Source organism: Arthrobacter sp. 05L421 (genome assembly GCF_056397785.1).
This window is the reverse complement of sequence record NZ_JBFTOC010000015.1, coordinates 12,869-34,458: the sequence shown is the minus strand read 5'-3', so window position 1 is coordinate 34,458 and position 21,590 is coordinate 12,869. Positions and strand designations below refer to the sequence as shown.

Genomic DNA, 21,590 nt, shown 5'->3' with positions numbered 1-21,590 from the left:
TTAGGCTCCAACTTTCTTAGCGACACTGACCTGTGGTTCCTTGACGTCGGCCGCCAAGGTTTCCAGCTCGATGGTCAGGGTTTCGGTCTTGACCAGCTCCGCGTTGGCCAGCAGGGCCTCGACGACGTCCGGCTTGGCCGTGACGGAGGTGCTGATCCGGTCGCTGACATTGAGTCCGGCGTCCTTGCGGGCCTGCTGGATGGCGCGGACCATGTCGCGCGCCATTCCCTCGGCCTCCAGTTCGGGGGTGACCTCGGTGTTGAGGACCACGAACCCGCCGCCGGGCAGGACGGCCGCGGCGCGGGATCCCTCACCCTCTGCGGCTTCGGCTACGACGGTTTCCAGGGTGTATTCCTGCGGCTCGAGTTCGAGGCCGCCGGCAGTGACCACTCCGGCGTCGTTGACCGACCAGTCCCCGGACTTGGAGCCCTTGATGGCCTGCTGGACGTTCTTGCCCAGCCGCGGGCCGGCGGCCCGGGCGTTGACCACGAGCTTCTGCTCGATGCCGAACTCCTCAGGGGAGGCGGCCTCGGCGTCGAGCAGGCGGACCGAGCGAAGGTTCAGTTCATCGGCGACGACGGCGGCGAAGCCTCCCAGCGCGTCCGCGCCGGGTGCCACGACCGTGAGCTCCTGCAGCGGCAGGCGCACGCGCAGGTTCGCGGCCTTGCGCAACGAGGAGCCGGTGGAGCAGATCTGCTGCACGCGGTCCATCGCCTCGACCAGTCCGGGGTTGGCCGGGAAGAGTCCGGCGTCCGGCCAGTCGGCAAGGTGCACGGAGCGCCCGCCTGTGAGGCCGCGCCAGATTTCCTCGGAGACCAGCGGCAGCAGGGACGCGGCCACGCGGGTGACGGTTTCCAGCGCGGTGTAGAGCGCGTCGAAGGCGTCAACGTTCTCGTCGAAGAAGCGCTGGCGGCTGCGGCGGACGTACCAGTTGGTGAGCATGTCCAGGTAGCTGCGGAGCTCGTCGCAGGCGCCGGAGATGTCATAGCTGTCCAGCTGGGCGGTCATGTTCCGGACGAGGTCCCCGGTGTTGGCCATCAGGTACTGGTCCAGGGTGTCGGCGTAGCCGTCGTAGCGCAGCTTCGCGTCATACCCGTTCCCGCCATCGGCAGCGTTCGTGTACAGCGTGAAGAAGCTGTACACGTTCCACAGCGGCAAGATGACTTGGCGGACGCCGTCGCGGATTCCCTGTTCGGTGACCACGAGGTTGCCGCCGCGGAGGATGGGGCTGGACATGAGGAACCAGCGCATGGCGTCGGAGCCATCACGGTCCAAGACCTCGGAGACGTCCGGGTAGTTCTGCAGGCTCTTGGACATCTTCTGCCCGTCCGAGCCCAGCACGATGCCGTGGCTGATGACGTTGCGGAAGGCCGGGCGGTCGAACAGCGCCGTAGAGAGGATGTGCAGCATGTAGAACCAGCCGCGGGTCTGGCCGATGTACTCGACGATGAAGTCCGCCGGGTTGTGGGTGTCGAACCATTCCTCGTTCTGGAACGGGTAGTGCACCTGGCCGTACGGCATGGAACCGGAGTCGAACCAGACGTCCAGGACGTCCTCCACCCGGCGCATGACGGACTGGCCCGCTTCCGGGGTGCGGGGGTCATCCGGGTTCGGGCGCGTGAGCTCATCGATGAACGGCCGGTGCAGGTCCACCTGGCCGTCGTTGTTCAGCGGCAGGCGGCCGAAATCGGCCTCGATCTCGGCCAGGGAGCCGTAGACGTCGGTGCGCGGGTAGTCCGGGTCCGTGGACTGCCAGACCGGGATGGGGCTGCCCCAGTAGCGGTTCCGGCTGATGGACCAGTCGCGGGCATTGGCGAGCCACTTGCCGAACTGGCCGTCCTTGACGTTGCCAGGGATCCAGTTGATCTCCTGGTTGAGCTCGGACATGCGGTCCTTGAACTTGGTGACCTCGACGTACCAGGAGGACACGGCGCGGTAGATCAGCGGGTTACGGCAGCGCCAGCAGTGCGGGTAGCTGTGCTCGTAGCTGGCCTGGCGGACCAGGCGGCCCTGGGCGCGGAGCACCTGGGTGATGGGCTTGTTGGCCTCGAAAACCTGCAGTCCGGCGATTTCTGCGAGGTCGCCGTGGCCAAAGAGCGGCAGGAACTTTGCGCCCTCGTCGACCGAGAGGACCACCGGGATGCCGGCTTCTTCACAGATTTTCTGGTCGTCTTCGCCGTAGGCCGGGGCCTGGTGGACGATGCCGGTGCCGTCGGTGGTGGTGACGTAGTCGGCTTCGAGGAAACGCCAGGCGTTCTCAGTGCCGTACTTTTCGGCGTCGTGGAAGTAGTCCCAGAGCGGTTCGTAGCTCAGGCCATCGAGCTCGGCGCCGGTGTGGCGGGAGGTGATGGCGGCCTCCGCGGCGGCGGCGCCCTCAGCCCCGTCGCCGTACCCGAGGTCCTTGGCGTAGGCGCCCAGGAGGTCAGCGGCGAGCAGAAAACTGCCCGTGACGGGGGCCTCGGCCGACGCGGCCTTGATCCCGTGAGGGCCGGCCGGGAGGACCACGTAGGTGATGGCGGGCCCGACGGCGAGCGCCAGGTTGGTGGGCAGCGTCCACGGCGTGGTGGTCCAGGCGAGCGCCTGCACCCCTGCGAGCTGCCTGGACAGCTCTGACTCCCCTGCCGTGATGGGGAAGGTGACCGTGACGGTCTGGTCCTGGCGGTTCTTGTAGACGTCGTCGTCCATGCGGAGCTCATGGTTGGACAGCGGCGTTTCGTCCTTCCAGCAGTACGGCAGGACACGGTAGCCGTTGTAGGTCAGGCCTTTTTCGTGCAGCTGCTTGAAGGCCCACAGCACGGACTCCATGTACTCGACGTTGAGCGTCTTGTAGTCGTTCTCGAAGTCCACCCAGCGCGCCTGGCGGGTGACGTAGCTCTTCCACTCGTCGGCGTACTTCATGACGGAGGCGCGGCAGGCGTCGTTGAACTTGTCGATGCCCATGGCCTCGATCTGGGTCTTGTCCGTCATGCCCAGCTGCTTCATGGCTTCGAGCTCGGCGGGAAGGCCGTGCGTGTCCCAGCCGAAGCGACGCTCCACCCGGCGCCCGCGCTGGGTCTGGTAGCGGCCCACGAGGTCTTTGGCGTAGCCGGTCAGGAGGTGGCCGTAGTGCGGCAGGCCATTGGCGAAGGGCGGGCCGTCGTAGAAAACGAATTCGTTGCTGCCGTCTTTGCCGGCATCCCGCTGGTCGATGCTGGCCTGGAAGGTGCCGTCCTGGCCCCAGTACTTGAGGATGCGCTCTTCGATCTCCGGGAACTTCACGGAGGCGGATACGCCTGCGGCGTTGGACGCAGAGTTGGTGGAACCGGCGCCTGCTGGTGCGGCGGAGGCCTTGGGGTAGTAAGTCATCTCGACATCCTGGGTTGAGCGGTGAACACGTGTATTCATTCAGGATGCGAGGACGGCCCCTGCGCTGTCTTTCGACAACACCGGCTCCGCGGTACCACCTCACTTACCGCCACCGGTTCCCACCCTTCCGAGAAAGGGTCTGCGCCGGCGTCGGCCGCTCATTACTGCTGTGACGGGCTTACCCGTCCGGTTCTACTGGCCCGGGCACGCCCGGTGGCGACTGAGTCTCCACCGCATGCGGGGTGTTCTTCCGGAAGCTCACCGGTGATGGCCGGGTCAAAGCTGCTAGTTCGATGGTACCGGAGAATTTACGGCGTTTCACAGCGCGGCAAACTCCGCCAGCAGGGGCGACGCAGGCGGCCCGACTGCATAGACTTCTGCCATGACCGTCCCCCGGCTGCTTCGGGCCGACCCGTGATGAGCGGCAGCTCAAGCCGCCGTTGGCACTTGTCCTCTGCCCTCTGCGCGCTGCCCGTGGCGGTGGTGTCCGTGTTCCGGGCGGTCCCGGCGCCGTGGCCGGCCCCGGTTGTCCAGCTGGTGGCGTTCACTCCCTGGCTCGTGGTCCCCGCCGGAGCGGCGCTGGTGCTGGCGCTGCCGGCACGGCGTCCCTGGGCGGCCCTCCCGGCCGGTGCCCTGCTGGCCCTCCAGCTGCTCTGGCTGTTCCCGCCGGACCGCGTGGCGGACCGGTTTCTGGGCCGGCTAGCGGATCCGTTGCAGGGGCAGGAACAGGACACACAGCGGCCGGCGGCCGAACTGAAGGTCATGACCCTCAACGCCTGGAAGGGCCAGGCGGATGCCGCGGAAGTGGTCCGGCTGGTCCGCGACAACGGCGTCGGCCTCCTTGCCGTCCAGGAACTCTCGCCGGCCCTGGAAAGACGGCTGGACGCGGAGGGGCTGGGCGGGCTGCTTCCGCACCGGATCAGCCGCTCGAGGGATGGCGCGGGCGGCGGAGCCGTGTACTCTTCCCGCCCGCTCGTTCCCGTGGACTCCGTAGACGGTTCCGCCTTCCACATGCCCACGGTGCAGGTGGAGCTCGACGCCGGCGGCCGGCCGGCCTCCCTCACCGTGACCAACGTGCACACCAAGGCTCCGGTGTGGGGCCGGGCCGGGCAGTGGCGGAGCGAACTGGCCACCCTGGGCCGCCTGGCCGCCCGTCCCGGCAACGTGCTCATGCTGGGCGACTTCAACGCCACCCTCGACCACGCCGAGTTCCGCCAGATGCTGGAGGGGTCCGCCGGGGCAGGAACAGGCGGAACCGGATCCGGCGGTCCCCTCGTCGACGCCGGGGCCGCGGGTCTGGCCCGGCTGGTTCCAACGTGGCCCATGGCGGGCCCGCCGCTGCCGGGCGTGGTGATCGACCACATCGTGACGGGCCCGCAGGTGCCCAGCCGAGACTATTCCGTGCTGCCGGTGGCGGCATCGGACCATGCGGCAGTGCTGGCCACGCTGTCCGTGCCGGCGGAGGACTAGCTGCGCGGCAGTTTCATGCCGGACTCGGCCATCACATCCCGGAGCCGGTCCGGGTAATCCGTGATCAGTCCATCCACTCCGGCTCCGATGAGCGCGCGCATGGTGGGCTTGTCATCGACGGTCCACGGAATGACCTGCATGCCTGCCGCATGGGCACGGCGGACCATGTCGGCGGTGACGTAGGGAACATAGTCCGGATCCGTGACGGCGCCGTTCTGCGGCGTGCCGTGCACCGGAGAGATGGCGTCGAAGCCAAGGGAGGATGCTGCGGCGACCAGGTCACCGCCGAAGTCATCGGCGTCGATTCCGCCCAGCCACGGCGACTTGCCGGGCTGGCCTGCCTGGAGGAAGTCCTTGTTGGTCAGTGCCACGGTGCGGATCTGGGGATCGCGCTGTTGAACCAGGCGCAGTGAACCCCAATCGAAGCTCTCAATCGAGACTCGGCTCTGCATGTGGGCGGCCTTGATTTCGCGGAGTGCGACGTCGACGAACTGCTCGCGCGGCGCGGTTTCCTGCGGCGCGCCTGCCTCCACCTTGGTTTCGATGTTGAACTTCACCTGGCGGGCGCGGTGCGAGTCCGCCAACGCGAAGACCTCGGCCAGTGTGGGCATCTTTGCGCCCGGCGAGGCCGCCTGGCCCGGGAATTGGGGCAGCGTGAGGCTGCCGCAGTCCAGGCTGCGGACCTGCGCGAACGTCAGGTCCTTGACGTACTTGCCGACGTAGGGGAACTCGGGGTCGTTCGGCGTGACTGGAGCTGTGTCCAGGCACTTCTGGCCGCTGATCTTGCGGTCGTGGGTGATGACCTCGCGGCCGTCCTTGGTGATCTGGAGGTCAAGTTCGAGGGTGGAGACGCCGGTCTCGATCCCCTTGGCGAAGGAAGCCAGCGTTGACTCGACGGTCAAACCGATGCCGCCGCGGTGTGCCTGGAGATCGAAGTGGTTTTTCTGGCCGTTGGCGTTGGTGTTGGTGTCGGCCGCGTTTGCCTGGGCTGCGTTTGCCTGGATTGGGGCTGCGAGGAGCAGGGCTGCGCTGAGTACGGCAGCGCCGAGCTTCGTCGGGGTTCGCATGGGAAAGTTCTCCACTCTGGTGGTGTGCAGTTGCACGGGCCACCTTGCCCCGCCGCGGCGAACGCCGGACCAGCGCAGCCTGACCACCGCGCCACGCCACGGTGAACGTCCGGCGTCGCCGCCGGACGCCCGCCGTCGTGCCTGGCCCTGGCCCTGGACAAGGCCTGGACCGGAGCCCAGAGCCCTTAGCCCGGGTCCGGGCCTTACTGGCTCTTGCGGATCAGCTTGTAGTTGGCCGCCTGCGCTACCGGGCGGATCACGATCTGGTCCAGGTTGATGTGGTGCGGCGCCACGACGGCGTAGCGGACCACATCGGCGACGTCGGCGGCCGTCAGCGGCTTCTCGACTCCCTGGTACACCTTGGCCGCCGCGTCCTGGTCGCCGAGGCGGTTCAGCGCGAACTCCTCGGTCTGCACCAGGCCGGGGGCTACCTCGATCACGCGGAGGTTGTGTTCTGCCTCTTCGAGCCGCAGGGCGCCGGTCAGGGCGTGCTGGGCGAACTTGGCCGCGTTGTAGCCGCCGCCGCCCTCGTAGGCCGAGAGCCCGGCGGTGGAGGTCAGGTTCAGCACGGTGCCCTCGCCGCCGGCACGCAGCATGGGCAGGAACGCGCGGATCAGCTTCATGCTGCCCAGTACGTTGACCTGGAACATCCATTCCCAGTCCTCGGTCTTGGCCCCGGCAACCTTGTCGGCGCCGCGGGCGCCGCCGGCGATGTTGATCAGCGTGTCGATGCCGCCGGCCCGGGTCACCTCGTCGAGCAGCCGTGCCACATCGGCGTCGTCGGTCACGTCGGCGGGAAGGGCGACGGCGCCGGTTTCGGCAGCGAGCGCTTCGAGCCGGTCTGCACGGCGGGCGACGGCGAACACGGTCCAGCCTTCTTTGCGCAGTGCACGCACCGTGGCCTCGCCGATCCCCGTGCTGGCGCCGGTGACTACTGCTGCTTTGGCTGTTTTTGATTCGGCTGCTGCCGCTGTATTTGCAGTTCCTGCGTTGTGGATTCCCTCAGTCATGGCACCACCCTAACGGCAACGCCACGGACTCCGCGCCGGGCACCTGCTGGATGAACCCGCGTGAATCAGCCCGCCAGGAACTCCTTCAGCACCACGGCATGGTTGGTCTCCGGATTCTTGGCGCCGAACAGCAGCGTCACTTTCCCGTGCTCCGCCGCGAGTCCATGTAGCGTCTGCACAGCGGGGTTGATTTCAAGCTCAGCTTCGTAGGCCGCCCTGAAGTCCGCGAAGCGTTCCTGCATATGCCCGAATTCCTTGCGCAGCGCCTCGGACGGCGCCACGTCCTTGAGCCAAAGCGCCAGCTGCGCCCGTTCCTTGCTGACTCCGCGCGGCCAGAGCCGGTCCACCAGGACCCGGCAGCCGTCGTCGTCGGAAGGGTCTTCGTAGATGCGCTTGATCGCGAAGATCCCGGCTGAACTTCCCTGAGAATTGCCCATCTGCGCATGCTACTGCAGGGCAGCCAGCAGCGCCGATACCCCAAAACAACCTGTCGAAAGTACATTTTGGGGTAATAAATGGAAGAATTGAGCCCATGGCTGAAGACACGCAGGGTACAGACACGCCCACCACCGCCCCCATCAACGTTCCGGACAAGCCCGCCCTGGAGGGGCTGGAAGAAGCGCTCACGCAGCGCTGGCTTGACGAAGGGACCTACAAGTTCAACCAGGACACCACCCGGGAGCAGGTCTACTCGATCGACACTCCCCCGCCCACGGCGTCGGGATCCCTCCATGTCGGGCACATGTTCTCCTACACGCAGACCGACGTCCTGGCGCGCTACCAGCGCATGACCGGCAAAAACGTCTTCTACCCCATGGGCTGGGACGACAACGGCCTGCCCACCGAGCGCCGCGTGCAGAACTACTACGGCGTGCGCTGCGACCCCACCACCACGTACGACGCCGGCTACCGCCCCCCGGCCGAGCCCGCCAAGAACCAGCGCGACTTCGACGTCGTCTCCCGCCGGAACTTCATCGAGCTGTGCGAAGAGCTCGCGGTCGAGGACGAGAAGGTCTTCGAGCACCTCTTCCGGACCCTGGGCCTGTCCGTGGACTGGGACCTGACCTACCGGACCATCGATGACAAGTCCCGGGCCATCTCGCAGCGCGCCTTCCTGGCCAACCTGGCTGCCGGCGACGCGTACATGGCCGAGGCGCCCACCCTGTGGGATGTCACCTTCCGCACCGCGGTGGCCCAGGCGGAGCTTGAGGACCGCGAAGTCGCTGGCGCCTACTACCGCTACCCGTTCTTCACCGAGGACGGCGAGAAGATTTACATTGAAACCACCCGCCCCGAGCTGCTGGCCGCCTGCGCCGCGCTGGTGGCTAACCCCGACGACGAGCGCTACAAGCCGCTGTTCGGCAAGAAGGTCACCTCTCCCCTGTTCGGTGTCGAGGTAGAGGTCAGGGCCCACCCGCTCGCCAAGGCGGACAAGGGCTCCGGCGCCGCCATGGTCTGCACCTTCGGCGACCTCACCGACGTCACCTGGTGGCGCGAACTGCAGCTGCCCACCCGCGCGATCGTGGGTCGCGACGGCCGCATCATGGGCGAGACCCCGGAATGGATCACCACCGAGGAAGGCCGCGCCAACTTCGCGGCCATCGCCGGCAAGACCGTGTTCAGCGCCAAGGAAGGCGTGGTGGAGCTCCTGGCCGCCGCGGACCTGCTCGACGGCGAGCCCAAGAAGATCATGCACCCGGTGAACTTCTTCGAGAAGGGCGACAAGCCCCTCGAGGTCGTCACCTCCCGCCAGTGGTACATCCGCAACGGCGGCCGCGACGAGGACCGCCGCGAACGCCTGATCGGCCGTGGCAACGAGATCGAGTTCCACCCCGCCTTCATGCGCTCCCGCTACGAGAACTGGATCTCGGGGCTCAACGGCGATTGGCTCGTGTCCCGCCAACGCTTCTTCGGCGTGCCGGTGCCGGTCTGGTACCCCCTCGATGCCGACGGCAACCCCGAATACGACGCGCCGATCGTCCCGTCCGACGCCCAGCTCCCCGTGGACCCCGCGGCGGACGCCGCCCCCGGCTACGAGGAAGCCCAGCGCGATGTGCCGGGCGGCTTCACCGGCGACGCCGACGTCCTCGACACCTGGGCCACGTCCTCCCTGACCCCGCAGATTGTGGGCGGCTGGAGCACGGACGAGGCGCTCTTCGCCAAGGTCTACCCGTTCGACGTCCGCCCGCAGGGGCACGACATCATCCGGACCTGGCTCTTCTCCTCCGCCGTCCGCGCGGACGCGCTGCAGAAGTCCGCCCCGTGGAAGCACGCGGCCATCTCCGGCTGGATCCTGGACCCGGACCGGAAGAAGATGTCCAAGTCCAAGGGCAACGTCATTGTGCCCACGGATGTCCTCGAGGAGTACGGCTCGGACGCGGTGCGCTACTGGGCGGCCTCGGCCAAACTCGGCGCGGACACCGCCTACGAGATCGCGCAGATGAAGATCGGCCGCCGGCTGGCCATCAAATTGCTCAACGCCTCCAAGTTTGTCCTGAACCTGGGCGCCACCGAGGACTCGGTGGTTTCCGGCGACCTGTCAGTGCTGAGCAACCCGCTGGACCGGGCTGTCCTGGCCCAGCTCGCCGACGTCGTCCAGCAGGCCACCAAGGCGTTCGAGGGCTACGACTACGCCCGGGCCCTGCAGATCACCGAGAGCTTCTTCTGGAACTTCACGGACGATTACGTGGAGCTCATCAAGGACCGTGCCTACGGCGCGGCCGGCGAGGAGCAGCAGGCGTCCGTTCTGGCCGCGCTCGCGACCAGCCTGGACACGCTCCTGCGGCTCTTCGCGCCGTTCCTGCCGTTCGCCACGGAGGAGGTCTGGAGCTGGTGGCGCACCGGTTCCGTACACCGCGCCCAGTGGCCGTCCGCCGTCGCGGTCGACGGCGACACGACCCTCCTGGCGACGGTCGGCACAGCGCTCAGCGGCATCCGCAAGGCCAAGTCCGAGGCGAAGGTCAAGCAGCGCACCGAGGTGCTGTCCGCGACGATCACGGCCTCGGAATCCCTCACGACGCAGCTAAAGGCCGGGCTCGGCGACCTCAAGGCCGCGGCCAATGCGCGTGAACTGGCGCTTGTGGCCGGCGAGGGCGAACTGGCCGTGAGCGACGTCGTACTGGCTCCGGCCGAGCCGGCCGCCCAGGCGTAAGGCCTGCGGGCATATCGAATATCAGGACTAGGGCCCTCCGCCCGGCTCAGGCCGGGCGGAGGGCCCTCGTTTTGTTTATCGGGTCTTTGCTTTTCGGGCGCCTCAGATCTCGAAGGAAGTCTCGAAGCGCGTCAGCACCGGTGGGGCGGCCAGGAGCTCTCCCAGCCCGCTCGCGCCGTCACCTGCCCGCCAGGCGCGGTAGGCGGAGTCGTGCTCCAGCGATGCCCACTGTTCAACCACAAGAATGTGCGCCGGATCATTGCTATCGACCAGCACATGGACACCGAGGCAGCCGTCAAACGCCCGGGTACCGGAGAGGATGTCGCGGAGCACGGCAGGCGCCGTGGGCAGGGATTCCGCTTTAAGGTTCAGGTCAAGGTGGGCTGTGATGGGCATGGCGCTCCAATGTTCGCAGGTGGGCAAAAGGACACAGGACACAACCGGGCAGGATGTCTGGACATCACGGCACCGGGACCGCTGCCCTGCCATTGGAAGCAACAGTGGTGCAACCGGGCTTGTTCCTTCGGCCCTGATCCGCCTGCCTTGTTCCTCAGCTAGGCGCCGGAGCGCCGGCTTTGCCGTTCCGCCTCGCTGATCGCCCAGGCCGCGTTGACGAGGCCGATGTGGCTGAACGCCTGCGGGAAGTTGCCCAGCAGTTCGATGCTGTCCGGCGCGACCTCTTCGGCCATCAGGCCAAGGTCCGTGGCGAACGCGGCCGCCCGCTCGAAGACGGCCCGGGCACGTTCCGTGCGTCCGGCCAGGGCAAGGGCGTGCGCCAGCCAGAAGGTGCACAGCAGGAACGTGCCCTCCTCCCCTGCCATGCCGTCATCGGCCAGGTAGCGGTACACGAGGCCGCGCGAATCCGTGAGCCGCTCCTCGATCGCCTCAATCGTTGCGATCATGCCGGGATCGTCGGCCGGCAGGAATCCGACGATGGCGAGCATCAGGGCCGACGCATCGAGGTCCTCGGACCCGTAGGCCTGGGTGTAGGCGTTCGCCATCCCGCTCCACCCCTCGGTGCGGATGGACGCCGCAATCGCGTCCCGCGCCTCGGTCCAGTGCGGGACCTTTTCGGTTGACTGCAGGATCGCGGCCAGCGATATGGCGCGGTCCACGGCCACCCAGCACATCAGCTTGGAATGCAGGTAGTGGCGCGGCTCGCCGCGGACTTCCCAGATGCCCTGATCAGCGGACCGCCAGCGCGCGGCGGCCGTGTCCGCGGCGTCGGCGAGGAACTTCCGCGTCTCCGGTGCCAGCTCCGCGAGATACTCCGGCAAGGTAGCGGCGGCGTCGAGGAGCTCGCCGTAGACGTCCAGCTGGCGCTGGTTCCAGGCGCCGTTGCCCACCCGGACCGGGGCGCTGGCGCGCCAGCCCGGCAGATGGTCCAGCTCGTGTTCGGGCAGTTCCCGCTCCCCGCCGATGCCGAACATGATCTGCAGATCCTCGCCGGCGGCCAGCTGGCTGGCGGCCGCGGTGGCCAGGAACTGGAAGAACTTCCCGGCCTCATCCGGGCAGGCCGCCACCCAGAGGGCCTGCAAGGTCATGCTGGCGTCCCGGATCCAGCTGAAGCGGTAGTCCCAGTTGCGCGTGCCGCCGGCCACCTCCGGCAGCGACGTGGTGGGGGCGGCCACGATCGCGCCGCTCGGGAAATAGCTCAGCGCCTGCAGAATTCTCCCGCTGCCGGCCACGAGCTCCTGCCATGGGCCGCGGTAGTTCTGGTGGATCGCGGACCAGCTGGCCCAGCCCTGCACGGTGTCCTCCAGCCTGTGGGTGATCTCCGTCTGGCTCCAGAACACCGGGGCGCCGCTCCCGCCGCTACTGGGATCTCCGGACCTGGAGTGGAGGGCAAAGCCGGCAACGTCGCCGGCACTGAGGCTCAGGCGTGCGTGCACGGTGCCAGTGCCAGTGCTGGCTCCGGTTTCCGTGCCGGGGCCCGTGCTCAGCCGGAACGCCGCCGGCGTCGAAATCGACAAAACCTCATCTCCGGCGCGAACCAGGATGCCGCCGTCGGCCCAGCTGAGAAGGGGCGTGGCGAGGCCGTAGTCGGGCCGGGCGCTGAGGACGATGTCGACGTCGACGGAGCCCTGCGTGCAGGACACCTGGCGCAAGAGGGTGCCCGGGGAGTCCGCCCCGAGCTCGTGGCCGCGCCGGCCCTCCCCGAGGGCGAGCGCATCCGTGACCGTCACCCGCCCTTCGGAGGTGGTGTGGGTGGTTTCCAGCACCATCGTGGGTCCGAGGTAGCGCCGGGCTGAGGAGTGGGCGGCGGCGGGCTGGATCGACCAGAATCCCGCCTCCGGGCCGAGGAGCCGGCCGAACACCGACGGGCTGTCGAAGCGGGGGAAGCAGAGCCAGTCCACCGAGCCGGCCGCACTGACCAGCGCGCCGGAGCAGCAGTCGGACAGGAGGGCATAGTCCGCAATGGGTTCACTGCCCTGGACACTATTCATTGGCATACTCTGACCAGTTTTTGGGCAAAGGGGAAGCCCCATCAGCGTTAGCCGTTGGTGGGGCTTCGACTTTTCGATTGTCACGTGACGTCTTAGACAATCTGGCGGGATCCTTAGACTTTCAGGTCTTCCTACCTCGTCACTGGTAGCCATCATCTGACTTTGCCGAAGGCTGCGTCGGATGAGTGTCACTGAATCTTTGGTTCCTGCGTCCCTCTTCCTTCGAAGTGGGTAAGTTCTATTGTTGTCCCCCGGTTTGGCATGCACAAGAGCCCCGGTAGAACTACATCGGAGTAGTTCTACCGGGGCTGTTGGCGCCCGGTAAGAGTGCCCGGGCGGCGTTTTCCAGCCTAGTTGAAGACCGGGCTTTCAGTCCGGCTGCGCTTGATTTCGAAGAAGTAGGGGAAGGATGCCAGTGTCACTGTGGCGTCCCAGATCTGTCCGGCTTCCTCGCCGCGCGGGATGCGGGTCAGGACCGGGCCGAAGAAGGCGGTGCCGTTGAAGGCGACGACGGGTGTGCCCACATCCTGACCGACCAGGGAGATGCCTGCGTCGTGGCTGGTGCGGAGCTGCGCATCGAATTCGTCGCTCTGGCCGGCGGCCGCAAGTTCGGCCGGCAGGCCCGCCTCGGCCAGGGACTTGGCGATGACCTCGTCGATGTCCTTGTTGCCCTCGTTGTGGATCTTGGTGCCCATGGAGTCGTAGAGCGGCTTGATGTACTGCGCACCGTGCTTTTCAGCGGCGGCAGTGATGACGCGGACAGGGGCCCACGCCTTCTTCATGAACTCCCGGTACTGCTCGGGCAGCTCCTCCCGGCCCTCATTGAGCACGGCGAGGCTCATCACATGCCACTCGGTCTTGATGTCGCGGACTTCTTCCACTTCGCCGATCCAGCGGGAGGTGACCCAGGCGAACGGGCACATCGGGTCGAACCAGAAGTCAGCTTTATTGGTCATGGTTTCAGGCACAGGTGTTCTCCTTAAGGAAGTCTGCGGGAAGCGCGCTGCGGTGGATCACATGCACGGCACGCTAAGAATGACAGCGACGGGTACGGCTGATTTATTCCGAAGGAATTTAGTTCGAGTGAAGCAAGTGGTCAGGCGGACTTGCGGCGCTTGACGTCGTGGGCGATCATCGTGGGCGCCGCCTTCTTTGTCACGACCTCTTCCGTGATCACGACGCTCGCGACGTCGTCGCGGCTGGGGAGATCGAACATGACCGGCAGCAGGACTTCCTCCATGATGGCGCGGAGCCCGCGGGCGCCGGTGCCACGCTCCAGAGCCTGGTCGGCAATGGTGTTGAGGGCCTCGTCTTCGAAGATGAGCTCGACGCCGTCGAGCTGGAACATCTTCTGGTACTGCTTGACGAGGGCATTCTTCGGTGTGGACAAGATCTGGATGAGCGCGGCACGGTCCAGGTTCGAGACGGTCGTGATGACCGGCAGCCGGCCGATGAATTCCGGGATCAGTCCGAACTTGAGGAGGTCTTCCGGCATGACCTCACCGTAGGAATCCGTGGTGTTCTTGACCTCGTTGAGCGGGGCGCCGAAGCCGATGCCCTTGCGTCCGGAACGCGAACCGATGATGTCCTCGAGCCCGGCGAACGCGCCGGCCACGATGAACAGCACGTTCGTGGTGTCGATCTGGATGAATTCCTGGTGCGGGTGTTTGCGTCCGCCCTGCGGCGGGACCGAGGCCACAGTGCCTTCGAGAATTTTCAGGAGCGCCTGCTGCACACCTTCGCCCGAGACGTCCCGGGTGATGGAGGGGTTTTCGCTCTTGCGGGAGATCTTGTCGATCTCATCGATGTAGATGATGCCCTGTTCGGCCTTCTTGACGTCATAGTCGGCGGCCTGGATGAGCTTGAGGAGGATGTTCTCAACGTCCTCGCCGACGTAGCCGGCCTCCGTCAGGGCCGTAGCGTCGGCCACGGCGAACGGCACGTTGAGGCGGCGGGCCAGGGTTTGGGCCAGATAGGTCTTGCCGCAGCCGGTGGGGCCGATCAGCAGGATGTTCGACTTGGCGATCTCGACGTCGTCGTGGTGCACGCCGTCGGCGAGGCTGCCGCTCTTGGGCGCGTGGCCAGCCTGGATCCGCTTGTAGTGGTTGTACACCGCGACGGCGAGCGACCGTTTGGCCGGTTCCTGGCCAATCACGTATTCCTGCAGGAAATCAAAGATTTCGCGGGGCTTGGGCAGCTCGAAACTGCCCAGGTCAGCTACTTCCGCGAGTTCCTCTTCGATGATCTCGTTGCAGAGTTCGATGCACTCGTCGCAGATGTAGACGCCGGGCCCGGCAATGAGCTTGCGAACCTGCTTCTGGCTCTTTCCGCAGAAAGAACACTTCAGCAGATCAGTGCTCTCGCCAATCCGAGCCATGTGTGAACCCCTTTAGTAGCTTGCTGCTGCCTGTGACATGTTCCACTCTAGGTCACTTTGGGCCCGTTGGGTGGAAAGCTGACGCCGGTGCGGCCAAGTAAAAGTGCCGCACCGGCGTCGCGAATTGCTGATTAGCGCGAGATTGCCTGGGGCTTGATCTTGCGGGAATCGAGGACCTGGTCAATGAGGCCGTACTGCATGGCCTCGGCGGCCGTAAGGATCTTGTCCCGCTCGATGTCGTTGTTGACCTGCTCCGGGGTACGGCCGGAGTGCTTGGCCAGCGTGTCCTCCAGCCAGGACCGCATGCGCATGACCTCGGCGGCCTGGATCTCCAGGTCCGAGGCCTGCCCGCCCTGTCCGCCGGACAGTGAGGGCTGGTGGATCAGGACGCGGGCGTTCGGCAGCGCGAGGCGCTTGCCCGGCGTGCCGGCCGCAAGCAGCACAGCGGCGGCGCTGGCCGCCTGGCCGAGGCAGACGGTCTGGATCTCCGGCCGGATGTACGTCATGGTGTCGTAGATCGCGGTCATGGCAGTGAAGGAGCCGCCCGGGGAGTTGATGTAGAGGGTGATGTCGCGGTCCGGGTCGGTGGACTCGAGCACCAGCAGCTGGGCCATCACGTCGTCCGCCGACGCGTCGTCAACCTGGACGCCGAGGAAGATGATGCGGTCCTCGAACAGCTTGGTGTACGGGTCCTGGCGCTTGAAGCCGTAGGGGGTGCGCTCTTCGAACTGGGGCAGCACGTAGCGGCTGCTCGGCAGGTTGCCGGCAGTCGAACCGAAGTTGTAGTTCATGTTCATTGCTCCTGAATTCATTGCTGTCTACCTGCCGGTCAGTTCTCGGTGGCCGTGGCAGCGCCGCCGCTGCTGCCGGAGCCGTTGGCGTTGGTTCCGCCGCCGCCAGCCACAGATCCGGCGTGCGCCGCGATCTTGTCGAAGAAGCCGTATTCCAGGGCTTCCGAGGCCGTGAACCACTTGTCGCGGTCGTTGTCCTTGAGGATGGTGTCCACACTCTGGCCGGTCTGGTCAGCGGTCAGTTCGGCCATGACCTTCTTCATGTGCAGGATCAGTTCGGCCTGGATCTTGATGTCCGACGCCGTGCCGCCGATGCCGCCGGAGGGCTGGTGCATGAGGATGCGGGCGTTGGGGGTGGCGTAACGCTTGCCCTTGGTGCCGGAGGAGAGCAGGAACTGGCCCATGGACGCGGCGAGGCCGGTGGCAACCGTGACAACATCGTTCGGGATGAACTGCATGGTGTCGTAGATGGCCATGCCGGCGGTGACGGAGCCGCCGGGTGAGTTGATGTAAAGGTAGATGTCCCTTTCAGGATTCTCCGCCGAGAGCAGCAGCAGCTGGGAGCAGATCGCGTTGGCGTTATCGTCGCGGACCTCGGAGCCGAGCCAGATGATGCGCTCTTTCAGCAGGCGGTTGTAAATGTAGTTATCCTGGGCTGCCGGATCGACAGTAGCCATCCTGGGTGCCCCTGCTTGCTGTGACATATGTACTTACCTCTCGCTGGCGACGGTGACGCCACTGGACGACATCACTGAACTTTCCTACAGCGACACTAACCGTTTTCACGCCCGCTTTGTTCGCTGGCGCGGGGCTGTTCGCTGACGGCGCACGATTGCCGGGACCGCAGAAGCGGGGTCGCTGATGCGCCGCCTCCGCGGCTTTCATCCGACCATGGCAGCAGGGCCCGGCCGGCAGTCGCGGGCTTAAAACGAACGGCCCCCGGATCGGTGATCCGGGGGCCGTCAGCGCGAATGCTAGAACTTCACTGCTGCGGGGTCATCGCTGGGCGTGGCCTCGGTGGCAGCTTCTTCTGCGCTGGCCTCTTCCTCAACGGACTCGGCGGCCGGGGCTGCCTCGTCGCCGGGGCGGACGAAGTCGCTCAGGTCAACCTTGTTGCCCTCGGAGTCCGTAACCTCGGCCTGGCCCAGAACGACGGCCAGTGCCTTACGGCGCCGGACCTCGGAAACCATCATGGGAACCTGGCCGCTCTGATCGATGATCTGGGCGAACTGGTTCGGGTCCATGCCGTACTGGCTGGCGGTGGTCACGATGTAGTCGATCAGCTCGTTCTGGCTGACGTTGACTTCTTCCTTCTCGGCGATGGCGTCAAGGATGACCTCGTTCTGGAAGGCACGCTCGGTGTTGGCCTTGACCTCGGCGCGGTGCTCCTCGGTGTCGTGCTCGCCTTCGCCGTGGGCGTTTTCAGCGTTGAAGTGCTGCTCAAGCTGCTCTTCGACGATCGATGCCGGGACGGGAACCTCGACGAGCTCAACGAGCTTGTCCAGGACCTTGTCGCGGGCCTCGACGCCCTGTTCAACAACCTTGGACTCGGCGGCCTGCTTGGCGAGGTCCTCACGGAGTTCGGCCAGGGTGTCGAATTCGCTGGCGAGCTGGGCGAAGTCGTCGTCGGCGACGGGGAGCTCGCGCTCCTTGACGGCCTTGACGGTGACCTTGACCTGGGCGGACTCGCCGGCGTGCTCGCCGCCGACCAGCGTGGTGTCGAAAATGGCGTCCTCGTCGGCGCTGAGGCCTGTGACGGCCTCGTCGAGGCCTTCGAGCATGGTGCCGGCGCCAACCTGGTAGGACAGGCCGGAGGCGGAGTCAACGTCGGCGCCGTCGATCGAGGCTGCGATGTCGATCGTCAGGAAGTCGCCATCGGCGGCCGGACGGTCCACAGACTTCAGCGTGCCGAAGCGGCCGCGGAGCTCGTCCAGGGCCTTGTCGACGTCGGTGTCCGAGGACTCGGCGGCGGCGACCTCAACCTTGATGCCGGCGTACTCCGGCAGTTCGATCTCGGGGCGGATGTCAACCTCGGCGTGGAACTTGAGTTCGCCATCGGTGGCGGACGGGTCCGGCACCTCGGTGATCTCGACCTCGGGACGGCTCAGGGGGCGGATGCCGGTTTCCTGCACCGCGGCCTGGTACCAGCCGTTGAGGCCTTCGTTGATGGCCGTCTCCAGGACGTAGCCGCGGCCAACGCGCTGGTCAATGAGCTTGGAGGGGACCTTGCCCTTGCGGAAACCGGGGACCTGGATCTGCGAAGCAACAGTCTTGTATGCCTCTGCGATGCTGGGCTTCAATTCCTCAAAGGGGACCTCAACATTGAGCTTGACCCGCGTGGGGGTGAGGTTCTCGACAGCGCTCTTCACAGTCTAAGTACTCCTGGTGTGGGGGGTATGGGGTTCTGCATTGCCACGTGCTGGCAGTGCTTGCAGAGTCGGGGTGACAGGATTTGAACCTGCGACTTCCTGCTCCCAAAGCAGGCGCTCTAGCCAAGCTGAGCTACACCCCGTAAGTGCACAGAACAGTCTACGGTCATACTGAGCCGATTTGCACATTTGACACCGGGGCCCTGAATTGGGTTTAGTTGTATCCGGCTTGAACAGCCGACCGGAAGTTTTGCTGGAGTTCCAGTAAGTTCCCGGGGACGTAGCTTAATGGTAAAGCCTCAGTCTTCCAAACTGATTACGCGGGTTCGATTCCCGTCGTCCCCTCGGAAATATGACGAAAAAAGCCCCTCTGCGGAGGGGCTTTTTTCGTGTCGGCTTCACGCCGCGCAGAGAGGGCCGCAGGACACCGGACCCGAGGGCCGGAATCGTGTCCAAAGGCGCCCCGGGCGGCGAGCCGCGGCGACGGGGTGCCGGGTCAAGCCTGCTGGCACCGCGGACACCAGTACAGTTTCCGCGCAGCCAATTCCGTGAGCGCCACGGGCGTGCCGCAGTCACGGCAGTCCAGCCCGTGTCGCCGGTAGACGAAGTGCGCGTGGTCCGGGTCCGGCAGCGCGGCCCCGTTCCAGTACCGCGGCGGCGTGGTGATGATCCGGCCGTCCCGGACGCCGTCGGACATCATCGCCGCGGTATCGTCCCAGAGCCGGCGGGCCGCGGCCGGTGACAGTTCGGCCCCGGGCAGCCAGGGGTTGAGCCGCTGCCGGAACAACAGTTCGGCCCGGTAGACGTTCCCGACGCCGGCAATCACCTTTTGGTCCATGAGCAGCCCCGCGACCGGTGTGCGTTTGGCCGCCACCGTGGCGATGAATGTGTCCCGGTTGTCTATCCGGTTACGCAGCGGGTCAGGGCCGAGCCGCGCCAGCACCGCCGCCGCCTCCGCCTCCGTGATCGCCTCGCACGTGGTGGCACCGCGCAGATCCGCCCAGCCGTGTCCGCCCACCAGCCGGACGCGGACGGCGCCAACCGGTTCCGGCGGCCCTTCGTATGCAGACGACGCAGCCGCAACACCGACCGGTTCAGCCGGGCCGCCGTCGTCGTAGACCTCCCGCTCCCCCACCTTCCGGGGCGCACCGATGCTGGAGGCGCCGCGGAAGCTGGCGTCGCCGCCGAAATCCCAGGCGCCGTAGAGGCCCAGGTGGACATGCAGGAGAAGCCCGTGCTCGAACTCGAGGAAGAGGTGCTTGCCGTGCGCGGTCGCGGAGGTCATGACGTGGCCGTCCAGCAAGGCGGCGCCCGGGGCGAACCGCCCCTGCGGGCTCGAGACCCTCAGCCTCTCCCCCGCGAAAACGTCACCGAACTGGCGCGCCAGCCGGTGGACGGAATGCCCTTCCGGCACTAGTCGACGACCTCGCCGGTGCGCTCGTACGTGGCGATCTTGCCGATCCTGCGGACGTGGCGCTCGTCGTTGCTGAACGGCTCCGTCAGGAAGGCCTCGATGATGTCAGTGGCCTCTTCGACGCTGTGCTGGCGGCCGCCGACGGCGACGACGTTGGCGTCGTTGTGTTCCCGGGCGAGCTGCGCCGTGGACAGGTTCCATGCCAGCGCGGCGCGGACGCCCTTGACCTTGTTTGCTGCGATCTGCTCGCCGTTGCCCGAGCCGCCGAGGACGATGCCCAGGGCATGGGTTCCGGCTTCCTGGTCCGCGACAACAGCGAGGGCGGCGTTGATGCAGAACGAGGGGTAGTCATCCAGGGCGTCGTAGACCTTGGGTCCGTGGTCCACCACCTCGTAGCCCTTGGCGCTGAGGTGGCTGACAAGGTGGGCGCTGAGCTCCATGCCGGCGTGATCGGTGGCAATGTGCACGCGGGGGAAGTCAGAATTGGTCACGGCTGTTCCGTTCAGTTGCGGCGCCAGACGGCGGCCGGGGGCGGGTTGGGGTCTGATCCAAGCGTACTAGGCCGAGTCTTCCGGGACGGTGCTCCCGCTGGTCGGAGGCCTCACCGGACTATCGTGTTACACAGAGGCCTGTTCTTGCCAACCGGGCGCCGATGCGGCCGTCCCTCTGCCGCACCGCCCCGATTGCTCCTAGAATGGCGCCAATGGATCCCGTCACACCGGCATACGCCCGGCTCCGCAGCGCCGTCACTGAACTCCTCAACGCCCACGACCTGGCCGGCGTCATAGCCCACGGGGCTCCGGACACAGAGTACGACCCGGAGATGGAGGACTTCGCCGCGCTGATAACGGCCGGCGGGGCGATTACGCCGGAGGCTGTGGCCGCAGTCTGGCACAAGTGGTTCGGTGACCCTTCAGAGCCACCGGGCCAGCCGACCCCGGGCATGGACGCCCTGGCGGCCGACTTGCAGGCTGTTCAAAGCGGCTTCCTTCAGTACTAGCCGTGCGGTACTGGCTGCCGGCGGGCTACACGGCGGGCGTCTCGCCGTTCCGCCGGGCCCGGTCCGCCACCCGGGACAGCGTTTGGGCAATGTTGTCCGCCGCGGTGGCGCTTCCGCCGCTCACCGCCAGCCGGCGCCCGTCCGAGCGGTCGATGACCACCGCGGGGCCGCTGCTGACCAGCATCGCCGTGGTGTTGCCGTGGATCCGGTATCCCCACCCGCCATAGTCCGCCGCGGTGACGTCCCTGGGCGTGGCGGCGTCGATGGCCGCGGCCGGAACATCCATCACCCGGACGAACCCTGCTGCGAAGACGTGCAGGCCGCTGCGGTCCACCCGGATCCTGGCCACCAGGAACGCCGCCACCACCAGGGCCGCAGCCACCAGGAGTACGGACAGCCACGGCACGGCAATGGTGAAAAGGGCGGCAGGCAGCAGCGTCGCGATGCCCAGCATGACGAAGATCGAGCTGCGGGCGTGGACCCAGAGGCTTACCCGGTCCCTGGCCAGTTCCGGATCCTGTTCGCGTTCGAGGGCCTGGCGCATGCCGAGGTCGTCATCGACAGACCAGCGTTCGTCTGCCTTGAAGACCATGCCCATGACGAAGCCCATGGCGAGGGCTGCACCGCTTCCCAGGGCCAGGACCGAGGCGTCCACATGGGAGCCCCGCGCGTCGGGCAGTCCCAGCTGGCCCACGAGGGCGGCGGCGAGGACGGTGGTGACGAAGAGGCTCAAGGCAAACCCGGCGCCCATCATGATCCGGCGCATCATCACAGGCCTGGACAGCGGCACGGCCTGCAGCAGCACGGCCCAGCCCACCACTACGATCAGCGCGGCGCTGGCGCCCACGAAGACGCCGAACGGCGCGAAGTCCACGGCGCCGGCGTCGGTCCAGCGGACGGCCAGCGGCTCGGGCAGCTCAGGGCGCAGCAGAAGCGCGCACACCACGAATCCGGCCGCCAGCACCATGGGGAACCCGATGGCAAAACGCATGGCCCTGACATCGACCGAGTCCCGAAGCTTTCCCATACTCCAACGCTACCCCGGCCGCGCCTGCCGCGACGGGAGGTATCGGCGCAGGCCAGGGTCCGACCCGGTGCCTCAGCGCGGATTCCGGGACGCGACGCTCAAGGCACCGTTCAAGGACAAAG

The 21,590-nt window shown here is 66.7% G+C and carries 17 protein-coding genes and 2 tRNA genes; 4 read left to right on the top strand and 15 right to left on the bottom strand.

The genetic code is table 11. The annotated features are described in order from the left end of the window. Window positions 1–3,345, bottom strand: coding sequence for an isoleucine--tRNA ligase (gene ileS / locus AC1DKQ_RS16310; protein ID WP_476885131.1), 3,345 nt, complete (start codon window positions 3,343–3,345; stop codon window positions 1–3). 447 nt (window positions 3,346–3,792) lie between these two features. On the opposite strand from ileS, the gene AC1DKQ_RS16305 reads away from it, so the two are divergent. Beyond that, window positions 3,793–4,815: an endonuclease/exonuclease/phosphatase family protein gene (locus tag AC1DKQ_RS16305; protein WP_476885130.1), complete on the top strand. Its 1,023-nt coding sequence runs from the start codon at window positions 3,793–3,795 to the stop codon at window positions 4,813–4,815. On the opposite strand, the gene AC1DKQ_RS16300 is transcribed toward AC1DKQ_RS16305, so the two are convergent. From AC1DKQ_RS16300 to AC1DKQ_RS16290, 3 genes are all read right to left on the bottom strand, one after another. Further along, a complete protein-coding gene (locus AC1DKQ_RS16300) occupies window positions 4,812–5,882 on the bottom strand; it encodes a glycerophosphodiester phosphodiesterase (protein WP_476885129.1) in 1,071 nt (356 codons plus the stop codon). The genes AC1DKQ_RS16305 and AC1DKQ_RS16300 overlap by 4 nt on opposite strands. A gap of 203 nt (window positions 5,883–6,085) precedes the next feature. Further along, a complete protein-coding gene (locus tag AC1DKQ_RS16295) occupies window positions 6,086–6,892 on the bottom strand; it encodes an SDR family oxidoreductase (RefSeq protein WP_476919583.1) in 807 nt (268 codons plus the stop codon). Window positions 6,893–6,957: 65 nt separating this feature from the next. Further along, the gene (locus tag AC1DKQ_RS16290; RefSeq protein ID WP_476919582.1) at window positions 6,958–7,329 is read right to left on the bottom strand and encodes a DUF488 domain-containing protein; all 372 of its coding nucleotides are present in this window, start codon (window positions 7,327–7,329) and stop codon (window positions 6,958–6,960) included. A 95-nt stretch (window positions 7,330–7,424) separates the two neighbouring features. Between AC1DKQ_RS16290 and valS the strand changes: the two genes are divergently transcribed. After that, window positions 7,425–10,043, top strand: coding sequence for a valine--tRNA ligase (gene valS, locus AC1DKQ_RS16285; RefSeq protein ID WP_476919581.1), 2,619 nt, complete (start codon window positions 7,425–7,427; stop codon window positions 10,041–10,043). 102 nt (window positions 10,044–10,145) lie between these two features. Here the strand turns inward: valS and AC1DKQ_RS16280 are convergent, their stop codons facing one another. The 8 genes from AC1DKQ_RS16280 to AC1DKQ_RS16245 form a co-directional block, all read right to left on the bottom strand. Continuing rightward, complete coding sequence (locus tag AC1DKQ_RS16280; RefSeq protein WP_476885125.1) at window positions 10,146–10,439, bottom strand: putative quinol monooxygenase; 294 nt, start codon at window positions 10,437–10,439, stop codon at window positions 10,146–10,148. 158 nt (window positions 10,440–10,597) lie between these two features. After that, window positions 10,598–12,490, bottom strand: coding sequence for a glycoside hydrolase family 15 protein (locus tag AC1DKQ_RS16275; protein ID WP_476919580.1), 1,893 nt, complete (start codon window positions 12,488–12,490; stop codon window positions 10,598–10,600). A 350-nt stretch (window positions 12,491–12,840) separates the two neighbouring features. Next, window positions 12,841–13,446 (bottom strand): mycothiol-dependent nitroreductase Rv2466c family protein, encoded by a 606-nt coding sequence (locus AC1DKQ_RS16270; RefSeq protein WP_476919579.1) that lies wholly within the window; start codon window positions 13,444–13,446, stop codon window positions 12,841–12,843. A 140-nt stretch (window positions 13,447–13,586) separates the two neighbouring features. Further along, a complete protein-coding gene (gene clpX, locus AC1DKQ_RS16265; protein ID WP_229993382.1) occupies window positions 13,587–14,867 on the bottom strand; it encodes an ATP-dependent Clp protease ATP-binding subunit ClpX in 1,281 nt (426 codons plus the stop codon). 131 nt (window positions 14,868–14,998) lie between these two features. Further along, window positions 14,999–15,658, bottom strand: coding sequence for an ATP-dependent Clp protease proteolytic subunit (locus tag AC1DKQ_RS16260; protein WP_264357398.1), 660 nt, complete (start codon window positions 15,656–15,658; stop codon window positions 14,999–15,001). Between the two features lie 38 nt (window positions 15,659–15,696). Continuing rightward, window positions 15,697–16,335, bottom strand: a complete 639-nt coding sequence (locus AC1DKQ_RS16255) for an ATP-dependent Clp protease proteolytic subunit (RefSeq protein ID WP_476885122.1) — start codon at window positions 16,333–16,335, stop codon at window positions 15,697–15,699. A gap of 297 nt (window positions 16,336–16,632) precedes the next feature. Continuing rightward, complete coding sequence (gene tig / locus AC1DKQ_RS16250) at window positions 16,633–18,027, bottom strand: trigger factor (protein ID WP_476919578.1); 1,395 nt, start codon at window positions 18,025–18,027, stop codon at window positions 16,633–16,635. A 68-nt stretch (window positions 18,028–18,095) separates the two neighbouring features. Next, window positions 18,096–18,170 (bottom strand) — tRNA-Pro (locus tag AC1DKQ_RS16245). 131 nt (window positions 18,171–18,301) lie between these two features. On the opposite strand from AC1DKQ_RS16245, the gene AC1DKQ_RS16240 reads away from it, so the two are divergent. Then, window positions 18,302–18,372, top strand: a tRNA-Gly gene (locus AC1DKQ_RS16240). A 151-nt stretch (window positions 18,373–18,523) separates the two neighbouring features. Here the strand turns inward: AC1DKQ_RS16240 and AC1DKQ_RS16235 are convergent. Next, window positions 18,524–19,441 carry an Fpg/Nei family DNA glycosylase gene (locus AC1DKQ_RS16235; RefSeq protein WP_476919577.1) on the bottom strand — a complete coding sequence of 306 codons (918 nt, stop codon included), beginning with the start codon at window positions 19,439–19,441 and terminating at the stop codon, window positions 18,524–18,526. Then, window positions 19,441–19,932 carry a ribose-5-phosphate isomerase gene (locus AC1DKQ_RS16230; protein WP_476885119.1) on the bottom strand — a complete coding sequence of 164 codons (492 nt, stop codon included), beginning with the start codon at window positions 19,930–19,932 and terminating at the stop codon, window positions 19,441–19,443. Before AC1DKQ_RS16230 ends, AC1DKQ_RS16235 begins: the two co-directional genes overlap by 1 nt. Before the next feature lie 212 nt (window positions 19,933–20,144). On the opposite strand from AC1DKQ_RS16230, the gene AC1DKQ_RS16225 reads away from it, so the two are divergent. Beyond that, on the top strand, window positions 20,145–20,441 hold the full coding sequence (locus tag AC1DKQ_RS16225; protein WP_476885118.1) for a hypothetical protein: 297 nt from the start codon (window positions 20,145–20,147) through the stop codon (window positions 20,439–20,441). Window positions 20,442–20,466: 25 nt separating this feature from the next. On the opposite strand, the gene AC1DKQ_RS16220 is transcribed toward AC1DKQ_RS16225, so the two are convergent. Next, window positions 20,467–21,468, bottom strand: a complete 1,002-nt coding sequence (locus AC1DKQ_RS16220; RefSeq protein WP_476885117.1) for a hypothetical protein — start codon at window positions 21,466–21,468, stop codon at window positions 20,467–20,469. Window positions 21,469–21,590: the final 122 nt, after the last annotated feature.